At 61.5% G+C, this 13,068-nt stretch carries 13 protein-coding genes; 6 read left to right on the forward strand and 7 right to left on the reverse strand.

Going from position 1 to position 13,068, the window contains the following annotated elements:
- Positions 1-8 precede the first annotated feature (8 nt).
- Positions 9-1,229 (forward strand): organoarsenical effux MFS transporter ArsJ, encoded by a 1,221-nt coding sequence (gene arsJ / locus ACLH0I_RS12810; protein ID WP_250961463.1) that lies wholly within the window; start codon positions 9-11, stop codon positions 1,227-1,229.
- Between the two features lie 20 nt (positions 1,230-1,249).
- On the opposite strand, the gene glcF is transcribed toward arsJ, so the two are convergent.
- Genes glcF through glcD form a run of 3 tightly spaced genes read right to left on the reverse strand, consistent with a single transcriptional unit; the run spans position 1,250 to position 5,034 of the window.
- On the reverse strand, positions 1,250-2,467 hold the full coding sequence (glcF, locus tag ACLH0I_RS12815) for a glycolate oxidase subunit GlcF (RefSeq protein ID WP_411387251.1): 1,218 nt from the start codon (positions 2,465-2,467) through the stop codon (positions 1,250-1,252).
- Positions 2,468-2,470: 3 nt separating this feature from the next.
- On the reverse strand, positions 2,471-3,535 hold the full coding sequence (glcE, locus tag ACLH0I_RS12820; RefSeq protein WP_411387252.1) for a glycolate oxidase subunit GlcE: 1,065 nt from the start codon (positions 3,533-3,535) through the stop codon (positions 2,471-2,473).
- Complete coding sequence (gene glcD / locus ACLH0I_RS12825) at positions 3,535-5,034, reverse strand: glycolate oxidase subunit GlcD (protein WP_411387253.1); 1,500 nt, start codon at positions 5,032-5,034, stop codon at positions 3,535-3,537. Before glcD ends, glcE begins: the two co-directional genes overlap by 1 nt.
- 232 nt (positions 5,035-5,266) lie before the next feature.
- On the opposite strand from glcD, the gene glcC reads away from it, so the two are divergent.
- Positions 5,267-6,034, forward strand: coding sequence for a transcriptional regulator GlcC (gene glcC / locus ACLH0I_RS12830; protein ID WP_250961459.1), 768 nt, complete (start codon positions 5,267-5,269; stop codon positions 6,032-6,034).
- Between the two features lie 16 nt (positions 6,035-6,050).
- Here glcC and ACLH0I_RS12835 read toward each other — a convergent pair whose 3' ends face one another.
- The 3 genes from ACLH0I_RS12835 to ACLH0I_RS12845 all read right to left on the reverse strand — a co-directional run bounded on the left by ACLH0I_RS12835 (position 6,051) and on the right by ACLH0I_RS12845 (position 8,434).
- Complete coding sequence (locus tag ACLH0I_RS12835; RefSeq protein WP_250961458.1) at positions 6,051-6,467, reverse strand: ACT domain-containing protein; 417 nt, start codon at positions 6,465-6,467, stop codon at positions 6,051-6,053.
- Between the two features lie 149 nt (positions 6,468-6,616).
- Positions 6,617-7,867, reverse strand: a complete 1,251-nt coding sequence (locus tag ACLH0I_RS12840) for an MFS transporter (protein WP_411387254.1) — start codon at positions 7,865-7,867, stop codon at positions 6,617-6,619.
- A 174-nt stretch (positions 7,868-8,041) separates the two neighbouring features.
- Positions 8,042-8,434, reverse strand: coding sequence for an ester cyclase (locus ACLH0I_RS12845; RefSeq protein ID WP_250961456.1), 393 nt, complete (start codon positions 8,432-8,434; stop codon positions 8,042-8,044).
- A gap of 258 nt (positions 8,435-8,692) precedes the next feature.
- Here ACLH0I_RS12845 and ACLH0I_RS12850 point away from each other — a divergent pair, with 258 nt between their 5' ends.
- On the forward strand, positions 8,693-9,601 hold the full coding sequence (locus ACLH0I_RS12850) for an MBL fold metallo-hydrolase (RefSeq protein WP_411387255.1): 909 nt from the start codon (positions 8,693-8,695) through the stop codon (positions 9,599-9,601).
- Here the strand turns inward: ACLH0I_RS12850 and ACLH0I_RS12855 are convergent.
- The gene (locus tag ACLH0I_RS12855) at positions 9,595-10,491 is read right to left on the reverse strand and encodes a LysR substrate-binding domain-containing protein (RefSeq protein WP_250961454.1); all 897 of its coding nucleotides are present in this window, start codon (positions 10,489-10,491) and stop codon (positions 9,595-9,597) included. The two genes, ACLH0I_RS12850 and ACLH0I_RS12855, sit on opposite strands and share 7 nt — an antisense overlap.
- Before the next feature lie 307 nt (positions 10,492-10,798).
- On the opposite strand from ACLH0I_RS12855, the gene ACLH0I_RS12860 reads away from it, so the two are divergent.
- The 3 genes from ACLH0I_RS12860 to ACLH0I_RS12870 all read left to right on the forward strand — a co-directional run bounded on the left by ACLH0I_RS12860 (position 10,799) and on the right by ACLH0I_RS12870 (position 12,804).
- Positions 10,799-11,818 carry a substrate-binding domain-containing protein gene (locus ACLH0I_RS12860; RefSeq protein ID WP_250961513.1) on the forward strand — a complete coding sequence of 340 codons (1,020 nt, stop codon included), beginning with the start codon at positions 10,799-10,801 and terminating at the stop codon, positions 11,816-11,818.
- Between the two features lie 129 nt (positions 11,819-11,947).
- The gene (locus tag ACLH0I_RS12865; RefSeq protein WP_411387256.1) at positions 11,948-12,373 is read left to right on the forward strand and encodes a YciI family protein; all 426 of its coding nucleotides are present in this window, start codon (positions 11,948-11,950) and stop codon (positions 12,371-12,373) included.
- Positions 12,374-12,396: 23 nt separating this feature from the next.
- Positions 12,397-12,804 (forward strand): VOC family protein, encoded by a 408-nt coding sequence (locus ACLH0I_RS12870; protein ID WP_250961452.1) that lies wholly within the window; start codon positions 12,397-12,399, stop codon positions 12,802-12,804.
- The last annotated feature ends 264 nt before the right edge of the window (positions 12,805-13,068 follow it).

Below are 13,068 nucleotides of genomic sequence, written 5' to 3' on the forward strand. Positions count from 1 at the left end.
GAGCGGTCATGAAAGCGTTGTCAGCCCTCGCTCCGGAAGTGCGGCAGTACCTGCTCGTGACGGGCAACTACTGGGCCTTCACCCTCACCGACGGCGCCTTGCGCATGTTGGTGGTGCTGCACTTTCACGCGTTGGGCTACAGCCCGCTGCAAATTGCCGCGTTGTTTCTGTTCTACGAAATCTTTGGCGTGATCACCAACCTGGTGGGTGGTTATCTGGGCGCTCGATTGGGTCTGAACCGGACCATGAACATCGGGCTGGGCCTCCAGGTCGCGGCGCTGTTGATGCTCACGGTTCCGCTGGCCTGGCTGACCATCCCTTGGGTGATGGGGGCCCAGGCGCTGTCGGGGATCGCCAAGGACCTGAACAAGATGAGTGCGAAAAGCTCGATCAAGCTGCTGGTCCCCGATGGGCAGCAAGGCAAGCTCTACAAGTGGGTGGCGATCCTCACCGGCTCGAAGAATGCCCTCAAGGGCGTCGGCTTCTTTCTTGGCGGCGCCTTGCTGGCCTTGATCGGTTTCAAAGGTGCGTTGCTGGCCATGGCGGCTGTCCTGGCGCTGATCTGGGCCAGCAGTTTGATGTTATTGAAGAAGGACCTGGGCAAGGCCAAAGCCAAGCCCAAGTTTCGGGATCTCTTGTCCAAAAGCCGGGCAATCAACATTCTTTCGGCGGCGCGGATGTTCCTGTTCGGCGCCCGGGATGTCTGGTTCGTGGTGGCCTTGCCGGTGTACTTGAGCCACGTATTCGGCTGGGATTTCTGGAAGGTCGGTGGCTTCCTGGCGGCCTGGGTGATGGGCTACGGCATCGTGCAATCCTTCGCCCCCCACATCACCGGCAAGAAAAGCGGGCATGTGCCGGATGGTCGTGCAGCCTTTGGGTGGGCCCTTGCCCTGGCGGGCCTGCCAGCCTTGATTGCCCTTGGGCTCGACACCGGGTGGTCGCCACAGACGGTACTGCTCGGCGGCCTCATGGTCTTTGGTGTGCTGTTCGCGGTGAATTCGTCCCTGCACAGCTACCTGATCGTGTCCTACGCCAAGGAAGACGGCGTGTCGCTGGACGTGGGTTTCTACTACATGTCCAACGCCCTGGGACGACTGATTGGCACCGTACTCTCCGGCTGGGTCTATCAGATGTACGGTTTGGAAACGTGCTTGTGGATCTCAAGCGCCTTCGTATTGCTGGCTGCGCTGATTTCCATGGCATTACCCAGGCATGCCGAGGCGATTTGAAGCCCCTCCGATTTTTTCGGTCAAGGCAGCGCGGCTTCGACCAGCTCGATCCAGTGCCTGACAGGGGTTCGCCCAGCACCGTCGAGGTGAGACTGGCAGCCGATATTGGCGGTGACGATGACGTCGGGGCGTCCGCTTTCCAGGGCGTTGAGCTTGTTGTCCCGCAGTTGCCGAGCCAGTTCGGGTTGGGTCAGTGAATAAGTGCCCGCCGAGCCGCAGCACAGGTGGCTGTCGGGCACCGGTGCCAGGTTGAACCCAAGCTTTTCCAGGATCGTTTCGACCGCGCCCCCGAGTCTTTGCGCATGCTGCAATGTGCAGGGGCAGTGAACGGCCAGGCGCTGGTCGCCGTGTACACCGAGCTTATCCAGCGGTTCGCCGCGCAGTACCTCAACCAGGTCCTTGGCCAGGGCGCTGACCTTTGCGGCCTTGTCGGCATACGCCGGATCGCTGCTGAGCAGATGACCATACTCCTTGATGAAGGCACCGCAGCCGCTGGCGGTTTGCACGATGGCCTCGGCACCGCCTTCAATGCGCGGCCACCAGGCATCGATGTTGCGGCGGGCACGGTCGAGGCCGGTGGCCTGGGCGTTCAGGTGATAGTCCAACGCACCGCAACAACCGGCCTCGCCAATCGTGGTGACGCTGATTTCCAACCGATCCAGTACCCGCGCAGCCGCCGCATTGGTATTGGGCGACAGGCTCGGTTGCACGCAGCCTTCAAGCATGAGCACTTGCCGGTCATGACGGGTGGTCGGTCGTGGCTTCGCCGGATGCACGTTGCGCGGCAACTTGACTTGCAGCGTGCTGGGCAGCACCGCGCGCAACACCTGGCCACTGCGCACCAGCGCTTTGAACAGCCCGGGATTGGGCAGCACGCCGCGCAACCCCTCGCGCAACAGACGCTGGCCGAGCGGGCGCGGCACTGCCGCATCGACCACCGCCCGGCCGATGTCCAGCAAGTTATGGTAGTCGACGCCGGAAGGACAGGTGGTTTCGCAATTGCGGCAGGACAGGCAACGATCCAGATGCTGCTGGGTTTTGCCCGTGACCTCGTTGCCTTCTAGCACCTGCTTGATCAGGTAGATTCGGCCCCGTGGGCCATCCAGCTCATCACCCAGCAGTTGATAGGTCGGGCAGGTGGCATTGCAGAAACCGCAGTGTACGCAACTGCGCAGAATGCGCTCGGCTTCTTCGGCGCGGGGTAGCTGGCGGGCGTCGTCGCTCAAAGTGGTCTGCATGGTTCAAAGCTCCGCGTACAGGCGCCCAGGGTTGAACAGGCCCCGTGGATCGAGTTGTCGCTTCAAGTTCCGGTGATAGCGCATCAGGGCGTCGGGCAGCGGTTGGAAGGGGCTGTCGATCAGGCCAGGGGTGTAGCAGGTCGCATGCCCGCCGACTTTCTCCACAACCGAGCGAATGAAGGTCGCTTCGGCCGCGGATTTGAGCCAACGCTGGGCGCCGCCCCAATCGATCAATTGCACGCCCGGCAGGGGCAGCCGAGGCGTGTCGTGGGGCAGGGAGAGGCGCCAAAGCGGCAGGTCCTCATCGAAGAAACCCAACCGATGTTCGTTGAGGTCTTGCCAGTACGCAGAATCCAGCCGTTCGCCGCCCAAACGGTCATGAGCCGCCGTCACCGAGCCTTCGCCGCCTTCGAGCCTGAGGTGCAGGCGCTGGCCATCGTGACACGCGGCGCTGATCGGCAGCGGTTGCTGGCCCCATTCCGCCAGGCGCAACAAGGCCCGGGCGGCGTCCATCTCCAGGCTGATGCTCAAGGTCTGTCGCGGTTTTGGCAGGACCTTGAGGGACACCTCGGTCACCACGCCAAGCGAGCCGTAGCTGCCGGCCATCAAGCGCGACAGATCGTAGCCGGCGACGTTCTTCATGACCTCGCCGCCGAAGCGCAAGTGCTTGCCTTGTCCCGTGATGACCCGTGTGCCGAGGATGAAGTCGCGCACCGAGCCTGACCAGGGACGCCGTGGCCCTGAGAGGCCGCAGGCAATCATGCCGCCGACGGTGGCGTTTTCACCGAAGGCGGGCGGTTCGCAAGGCAGCATCTGCTGCGACGCGTCGAGCACTTCGGACAATTCTGCCAATGGCGTGCCACAGCGAGCGGTGATCACCAATTCAGTCGGGTCGTAGCTGACAATGCCCCGGTGCGAGCGGGTGTCGAGTATTTCACCTGTTACGCTACGGCCAAGAAATGCCTTGCTGTTGGCGCCCTGGATACGCAGCGGGGTGGCGTTCTCCAGCGCCTGGTTGACCTGTTCCAGCAGCGCTGCGCTGTCGTCGAAATCCTGTGCGCTGCCCATCAGAAACGCTCCAGGTCGGGGAAGGGCAACTGCCCCATATGAACGTGCATGGCGCCAAACTCGGCGCAGCGATGCAGCGTCGGAATGTTCTTGCCGGGGTTTAGCAGCCCGCTTGGATCGAACGCGGCTTTGACGGCATGGAACACGGTCAGCTCATCGCTGTTGAACTGCGCGCACATCTGGTTGATCTTCTCGCGGCCGACACCGTGTTCACCGGTGATGCTGCCGCCAACCTTCACGCATAATTCGAGAATCTTGCCGCCCAAGGCTTCGGCGCGATCGAGCTCGCCCGGTTGATTGGCATCGAACAGGATCAGCGGATGCATGTTGCCGTCGCCGGCGTGGAAAACATTGGCCACCCGCAAGCCATACTCGGCCGATAACGCCGCAATGGCGCGCAGCACACCGGGCAGCTCCCGGCGCGGGATCGTCCCGTCCATGCAGTAGTAATCCGGCGAGAGGCGGCCCACCGCCGGAAACGCATTCTTGCGTCCGGCCCAGAAACGCACGCGCTCGGCCTCATCGCGAGCCTGGCGTACTTCGGTGGCGCCGGCCTGTTCCAATACCTGGCGCACGCGGTTGCAGTCGTCGTGGACGTCGGCCTCCACGCCGTCGAGTTCACACAGCAGGATGGCTTCGGCATCCACTGGGTAGCCGGCATGGATGAAATCTTCGGCGGCGCGAATGGCCAGGTTGTCCATCATTTCCAGGCCGCCCGGGATGATGCCGGCGGCAATGATGTCACCCACGGCGCGACCGGCCTTTTCAACGCAATCAAAGGCCGCCAGCAGCACTTTGGCCGTTTGCGGTTTAGGCAACAGCTTGACCGTGACCTCGGTGATCACCCCGAGCATGCCTTCGGAACCGGTGAACAATGCCAGCAGATCGAACCCGGGCGAGTCGAGGGCCTGGGAGCCCAGTGTCAGGTGTTCGCCGTCGACGGTGAGGATGTCGACCTTGAGCAGGTTGTGCACGGTCAGCCCGTACTTGAGGCAATGCACGCCACCGGCGTTCTCCGCGACATTGCCGCCGATGGAACAGGCGATCTGCGAGGAGGGGTCCGGCGCGTAGTACAAGCCGAACTGCGCGGCCGCCTGGGAAATCGCCAGGTTACGCACGCCCGGTTGAACCCGCGCGGTACGGGCGGCGGGGTCGATGTGCAGGATGTTGTTGAAACGCGCCATTACCAGCAACACGCCTTTTTCCAACGGCAGCGCACCGCCGGACAAACCGGTGCCCGCGCCACGGGCGACGATAGGCACGTTGCGCTCGTGGCAGAGCCGCAGCACGCCCTGGACCTCGTCGACGTGGCGCGGCAGCACGACCAGCATGGGCGTGGTGCGGTAAGCGGAGAGCCCGTCGCATTCGTACGGCTTGAGTGCTTCGCGCTGATGCAGGATTTCCAGGTCCGGCAGCTGGGCTTGCAGGGCCTGTAGCAGCGCGTTTTTGTCGACGTCAGGCAGGACGCCGTCGACACGTTCATCGTAGAGAATGTTCATGGTTCGTGGCCGACACTCAGTTGTTTTTATTTGAGGTCTGTTCCGATACGGCTGACTTGCATCATTGGCCCGGGGCGTTCTACTGTCTATGGGCTGTTGGTCTGGTCGAACCAGTTTATTCATCAGGTTATTTTTGTAGGTCGAATAAATTCTTTAATAAACAATGATTTATTGATTTTGTTCGATGGGCGTAGAGCCTGTTCCGAAGCTGGTCATACCAGTTGGAGATTCAATGGACAGCGCAGAAACCAGCCGTAACCCGCAGGTCGCCGACGTGGTCTGTGAACGCATCGAGCGCCTGATCGTCGACGGCGTGCTCAAGACCGGGCAGCTGTTGCCCTCGGAGCGGCGGTTGACGGAAAAACTCGGCGTCTCGCGCACCGCCCTTCGCGAAGGACTGAAGCTGCTGCGCGCGCGCGGGATCATCAAGACCGAGCAAGGCAAGGGCTCATTCGTGGCCGACCTGTCCGGGCACGGCTTGGCCTCGCCGCTGATGCACCTGTTCAGCTCACAGCCACGCACGCTTTATGACTTGTTCGAGGTCCGCAGCCTGCTGGAGGGCGAGTCCGCGCGTCTGGCGGCGTTGCGTGGGACCGAAGCGGATTTCGTCCTTATCACCCGCAGCTACGAGGCCTTGCTCGATGCCCACGACCGGTCCCTGGAGGCCAGCGCCCATGCCCGGCTTGACCATGCATTTCACTTGGCGATCTGCGAGGCTTCACACAATCCGGTGCTGGTGCAAACCTTGCGTTCGCTGACGGACTTGTTGCTCACTTCAGTGTTTGCCTCGGTCAACAACCTCTACCACCGTGAACCGCAGAAGCGTCAGATCGACCGCCAACACGCCCGGCTCTACAACGCCGTGACCGGTCGACTGCCGGAGCAGGCGCGCAAGGCCGCCATCGCCCACATCCAGAGCATCTGCGAACACCTCAAGGAAATCGAAAACGAAGAACAACGCCTGGTGCGGGCCACGTTGCGGCTTGAAGGGTGGGCGTAGGTGCAGTCTCTGGAGATTACCGGCAATCGTCGCTACCTCCCGACCGAGCAAGCGCTTCCAGCACTTCAATGGCCCTTTGCGCATCTTCCCGCCCCACGAAGATATGGTCGTGGTAGTAAGCCGCGATGACGTTGCAACTGATGCCGGCATTTCCCAAGGCCGTTGCGAAGGCTGCGGTCAAGCCCACGGCATCCAGGGCCGAATGGACGGTCAAGGTGATCCAGGCGGCGACGTAGTCAAAGTCCAGCCCCAAGGCCAAGGCTCTGCTGCGTTCGATGATCACGGTCAGGCCTTCTTTTTCGCGGAAGCTGCCAAGCACCTCTTCGCCTTTGACCAAGTCCGGGTCAGCGACGCAGCAGAAGACGTAATCGCCTTCATTGAGTGAGGGGCGCATGCCGCTGAGCAGTTTCGCTATCGATTTTTCGCCTGACATGTCGATTCACCTGATTGATGGATAAGCGGGCATTCTCAAGGAGTTTTTCGGCAGGTGCTGTTCATAGTGCTGATGATGGATAAGCAAAAGTAATACGAGACGGGTTTCGATGCCGGTGTACAGGTCTCCAACGCCCCGGGGGAATAGGGTCAGCAAACGGCTTTCTTGAAGGGGCGAGCGGATACGCCCCGATAGAATGACACGATGGCGAGCACCTGCACGGTGACGGCTGCTGCCACGACGGCGACGATGGCGTGATTCGGATCGATGGAGATGGTGCGCAACAGGCCGAATAAGGCTGGGGCGAAGGCATAGGTGGCCTGGCTGATCGCAACCATCAGGGCGATCACCCTGGCGGTGTGTTCACGGCTGAATTCGACCTGGGCAATCAGGGGCGGCAAGGACGTCGCATTGCCAATGCCCGAACCGATCAGCACCACGGCTATCCAGGCCACCGTCGGGTGCAGGTCCAGGCCCAGAAGCATCAGTGTGCCCAGCATCTGGATGGCATACCCGAGACAGGCCAGCTGCCGGCGGTTCATACCCTGGGTCATCAGGCGTGCGGCGACGTATCGCCCGCCCATCGCACTGGCGGTGGCCAGGCCCATGGCGAACGAGGCGTCATGGGCGCCCATGCGTCCCACCAGCATCGAATACAGGTGCGCGATCAAGCCGATCTGGGCGAACAGGCCCAGGGACATGCCGGCCGCCAGGCTACGGAAACTGGCCGACCTGAGCGTCTGCAGGGCGGTCCACGGCGCGGCGCTGGCGCTAGCCGGCACGAGTTCCGGCTGGTCTGCGTGGTCGGGATGCTGTCCCAGGCCTTGTGGGCTTTTGTTGAAGACCAGGAAGGCGAAGGCGCCGATGAGCAGCACGGCGACGACACTGATCGCCAGCGCCGCCGTGGCAAAGCCGAAGCGCTCGATCAGCCACACCCACAGCGGCGAAAAGATCACGCCCCCCAGGCTGGCGCCGTTGTAGGCCTTGCCCAAAGCCTTGGGCCTTTCCTTGACGTACCACGGGGCGATCAGAGTGTTAACGGCTGCGGCCCCCAATGTCACCCAACCGATACCCGAGCAGACGGCGCCGGCATACAACACCCAGAGCTGGTTGGCTTGAGCCCAGGTGTTCACACCGATGCCCAGGACGATGCTGCCCAGCAGGGTGATGGTGGGTATGCCGAAGCGTGCATAAAGGCGTGGCAGGTTGGCGATGACTAGCGTGCCGCTGAGAAAATGCACGGTCACGGCGGTCGAGACCTCGGCGATCGGCCAACCCGTGCGCTCCATGACCGCTTGCATGTAGATCGGCGGCCCGTAGAAGCCGATCCCCCAACCGATCATCGCCAGGATGAACGTGCAGGCCAATACGGTTTTTCCAAAAAAACGGGTGCGTGTCATTGCCATCTCCTCCAGAGTGGCTCACAGGCTATGCGCTCGACAGGTTCCTCACTTCGGGGTGCGTCGAATAATGGATGTCGAGCGCGATTGCTTCGTGGATTTGGTTTTCCGCGATGCCGTTGCCTACGGATAAGATGCCCGGGGCGTTGCAACTCGCAGCGCTGGAGCAGTCCTCTACAGGGATGGGAGCTGAGCCTCGATCGCTTGCTTGTCGATAATCGACCAGACCTCGCGGATCCTGCCGTCCTCGAACGCGTAGAAGACGTTTTCCGTGAAGGCGATCCGTGCGCCATTGACTGCAAGCCCCAGGAACTCCCCAGCCGGCGTGCAATTGAATACCAGGCGAGCCGCCAACTTGGGTGGGTCGACCACCAGGCATTCGACTTCAAAGCGCAAGTCGGGGATGTCCCGATAATCCGCTTCCAGCATGCTTCGATAGCCATGCAATCCTAATGGTCTCGCGTTGTGAATCACTTGCTGATGCACAAAAAGGCCCAGATTGTCCCAATCCTGTGCATTCAGGCAGGCAATGTAGTCGGTATAAATATCGGCCAGATTCGAAGTCATGGGGACTGACTCTCCGTTACGTGACTGTTTCCAGAGCATAGTCATGCTGCAGCGTCGGGCTGCTCTTCGCGAGGTCGGCAGGCTCACCGAGCGCGCGCCACGCATTATTTTCCTCAAATGCTCATGCCGGATGCTTTAGTTGCCTTGAAGTGTCCCGCTTTAAAAATCGTCCATTGATGGGCAGGCCCGCAGGCGGTGAGATAGGCACGACAGCATTGTCCTGTCGTTCTCCCACTCGAATAAAAAGGTCTGCACCCCATGCGCACGCTCGTAAAGAAACTCGCCCTTGCATGCCTCACGCTGCTCTCCGTGCCCTTCGCCACGCAGGCGCAGGAAGTGCCCGAGGCAGCCAGCCCGGCATTTGTGGTGCACAAGCTGACGGACTTTTTGTACGCCATCGGCGAACCCCACTACTACCAGAAAAACTTCTCCTACCTGCTGGTGGGGACGAACCAGGCACTGATGTTCGATTCGGGGGCGAACCAGAAGGAAGACATCACTGAAGTCGCGCGCGAGATCACTGACAAACCGCTCTCGATGTTGCCTTCACACCTGCATTTCGACCACCTCGGCGGGTTGCATAACTTCCAGAGCATTTACCTGGTGGATACGCCATTCACGCGTCGCTTCAAGGGCAAGGATGGGCTCTACCACGTTCCGGAGCCGGTCTACCTGGGCAACATCGATCACATGGTCGTGCCCCCTTTCAAAGTGGCGCGGCTGGTACAGCCCGGCGAGACGATCGACCTGGGCGGTCTCAAGGTGCGCCTGATGAGCGTGCCGGGCCATACGCCGGACGAAGTGGCGCTGTACGACGAGACGCACAATATCTTGCTGGCCGGAGACCACGTATATCCGTCCTGGCTGCTGGCGGGCAATTTGAAGGATTACGTCGCCTCGCTGGATGCCACCCTGAAGGTGATCGACCAGCAGACCGTCATCTATGGCGCCCATGCTGACGAGGACCCAACCCAAGTACCGGCCATGACCCATGCCGATGTGCGGGCGATCCGCGACAAGATGGCCCAGATCCAGGCCGGGCGCGCCAAGGGTGAAGCCTTCAGCGATCCGGAACTGATCAAGAGCTCCGAGCTTTACAAGGTGGAGAAAGACATCAGCATCCTCACCAACATCCGTTTCAACGACGGCCGGGGCTACGGCTACTGATCAGCCTGTCCGCTGGTGGTCAGCAACCAATCGATGAACGCGCGGATTTCCGGGCGTTCGCGGGTCGCCTCGGAGCAGGCCACGTAGTAGTTGTGCACCGCCGGCACCGAAATCGGCAGCGGTCGGACCAGGCGACCTTCATCGAGGTCCCGGGCAGAAACGAGTTCATCGCTCAGCGCCACGCCAAAACCGTCCCGCGCGGCCTGCAAGACCATGCCGAAGTCTTCGAAATGGATATCCTCGACCCCGCCACGGCTGAAGCCGGCCTCGAGCAACCATTGCTTCCACTGGCTGCCATCGTCTTCGTGAAGCAGTCGGTGCCGTGCCAGGTCCGCGACGTGGTGAATGGCTTGTGGGCCGCGCAAGTATTGCGGGCTGCACACCGGTGTCATGCGAATGCCGTGCAACAGGCGCCACCATAAGCCTGGCCACGGCGGGGTGCCATAGACCACCGCGACATCGGCGCGGCGCCAGTCCACTTGCGGCATGCCCGCCGCGGTGATCACTCTCACCCGCACCGAGCGGGAGGCTTCCATGAAGTGCAGCAGCGGCGTGGTGAGCCAGTCCACACCCTCGGCCGGAGGAATGGACAAGGTGATATCGACCTGTACTGGCTCATCCGCGCTCCCACTGCGCAAGGCCTCCACCGCGTCGCTGATTTCGCCCATGGCGTTGGCCACGCGCTTTTGTAGTTGGCGGCCATTGGTGGTCAACACCAATTGCCGGCCGCGCTTTTCGAACAGCTCCACGCCGAGGCTGGCCTGCAGGACTTTGACTTGCTGGCTCACCGCGCCGACGGTGACGTGCAGCTCCACCGCAGCCGCCGCCAGACTGCCCAAGCGGGCCACGCTTTCGAATACCTTGAAACTGTGCAACGGAGGAAGTGCCATCTCATCTCTCGCGAGGACTGGGGCTGGGGGGATGTTACAAACTTGCCGTTTCCCTTTCGGGCCGATGCCAACAGAAGCGACTATCCTTGCGGACATTGAATCTGAACACTGCCTCCATAAAAAAAGAGACGCCATGACCCATTATGATCGCGCCATCGGCTCCAGACCCGGCACCACACGTGGTGATCGAACCTGTTTGACCAGGTCCCGGTTGCTCAAGACAGTTTCAATGACGGTTTTCTGCCTTTTCACGGCAACGCCTGGATACGGCCAGAATCCGCCAGCGGCGACGGATGCCACGGTGACGGTGGCTCAAGCGCAGGAAATGGTTGCCAAGGCCACCCTCGGCGCCGTGCCCTGGAGCGGTCCTGAAACCGGCCCGCGCGCCCAGCGCGGCAAGAGCATTGCCATTGTCGCAGAAGATATGCGCAACGGCGGTATTGTCGGTGTTGCCCAAGGTGCTCGCGAGGCCGCGAAAGCGATGGGGTGGACGCTGAGGGTATTCGATGGCGCCGGGTCCCCGGACGGTCGTGCAAAGGCCTTTGCCGATGCGCTGGCGGCGAACCCCGATGGCCTCATTCTGTGCGGTGCCGATGCCCTTGAAAACAAGGCGGCGCTGGCCGTCTTCGCCGACAAGGGCGTGCCGGTGGTGGGCTGGCACGCCGGGGAAAAGCCCGGGGCGATTGACGGTACACCGATGGCCATGAACGTCACCACCGATCCGCTCGAAGTGGCTCGCATCACGGCCATGGCGGCCGTGGCGCAGTCAAACGGAAAAGCCGGCGTGGTCATCCTGACCGACTCCAGGTACAGCATTGCCATGGCGAAAGCCAAGGCCATGGAAAACGTGATTCGGGCCTGTCGGGACTGCTCGCTGCTGGAAGTGCGCGATGTCGCGATCTCCGAAAGTCGCGAGAAAATGCCGGCGATCACCACGGAGCTGCTGCAGCGCCATGGCAAGCGCTGGACCCACACGCTGGCCATCAACGATATCTATTTCGACTACGCGGTGGCGACCTTGGCCAGCGCGGCGATACCTCGCGATGGCATCAGCCTGTTGTCGGCCGGTGACGGCAGTGCTTCGGCGTTCTTGCGCATCCAGGAAAAGAACTACCAGACCGTCACCGTGGCCGAACCGCTCAACGTGCATGGCTGGCAGGTGATCGATGAGTTGAACCGACTGATGGCCGGCCAGCCGGTGAGTGGCTTCGTGGCACCGGTTCACCTGGTCAATGCCGACAATATCGCTTTCGACGGCGGGAAGAAGCTGTTGTACGACCCAAGCAATGGTTATCGAGACATCTATCGATTCCAATGGAATCCCTGAGCGGACGTGATTTCACGGCCTATCGAAAATTAATGGCGTCGACCTGTCGATTTCGGCCGTTGCCATTCGATTAGTCCGTAGAGCCGCCACAACGACGGCTTGATCCATTCATTCTCAGGAGATACGAGCATGCGATTTATGGTGATCGTCAAGGCCAGTCCGGAGTCGGAAGCCGGAGAAATGCCTAGCGAAGAACTGCTGGCCGCCATGGGCGCCTACAACGAAGAACTGGTCAAGGCCGGGGTGATGCTCGCCGGTGAGGGCCTGCATCCCAGCGTCGAAGGCGTACGCGTGCAGTTTTCCGGCAAGGACCGGACGGTTGTCGAGGGACCCTTTGCCGAAACCAAGGAGCTGATCGCCGGCTTCTGGATCTTCAAGGTCCAGTCGTTGCAGGAGGCCATCGACTGGGTCAAGCGCTGCCCGAACCCGATGGTCAGCGACAGTGAAATCGAAATCCGCCAGATCTTCGAACTCGAGGAATTCGGCGAAACCTTCACCCCCGAGTTGCGCGAGCAGGAAGCACGCTTGCGGGCGCAGCTGTCCAGTCAATCGTGAAGCCGGCGACAGGAGGACCCACCATGAGAATCATCCCTTACCTGACTTTCAACGGTCGCTGCAAGGAAGCCTTTGCGTTGTACAAGGACGTGCTTGGCGGCGAGCTGTTTTCCATGTCCTTTGCCGAGGCGCCTGAGGATGTCGGCATGCCCAAGGACCCGGACCTGATCATGCACGCCTGCCTGACCGTGGGCCATTTCAGCCTGATGGCCTCCGATTGCCCGCCGGGCCAGCCGTATAGCAAGCCGCAAGGGGTGTCGGTTTCCCTCAATGTCGACAGCGTGGAGGAGGCCGAGCGGCTGTTCAAAGGCCTGAGCGCGGGGGGGCAAGTGCAGATGCCCTTGGCGAAGACCTTCTGGGCGGAACGCTTTGGCATGTTCGAAGACCGTTTCGGGATTGCCTGGATGATCAACTGCGAGGGCCAGCAATAAGTCGGACACTGCCTTGGCTGCGATGCGTTGCCTGGCCGTTGGCAGCGCTCGCGACACACCTCATTTCCTGCCTCTGGATGGACGATCCTGGCGAGCACGCTCGCCAGGGTTTGCCTCCGTCGTGTGAACCTTGCGCCGATCCTGCGTTCACTTATTAAGTTGCCGCTTCAAGTGATCCTGGCTGTGCCCGTTTGCTGGAGCGATCCGTATGGCCTGTTCAATTAGGCTGTAGACAAACCGTGGCGAGGGAGCTTGCTCCCGCTG

It is taken from the genome of Pseudomonas sp. MPB03 (genome assembly GCF_046605385.1).
Taxonomy (GTDB): domain Bacteria; phylum Pseudomonadota; class Gammaproteobacteria; order Pseudomonadales; family Pseudomonadaceae; genus Aquipseudomonas; species Aquipseudomonas zanjanensis.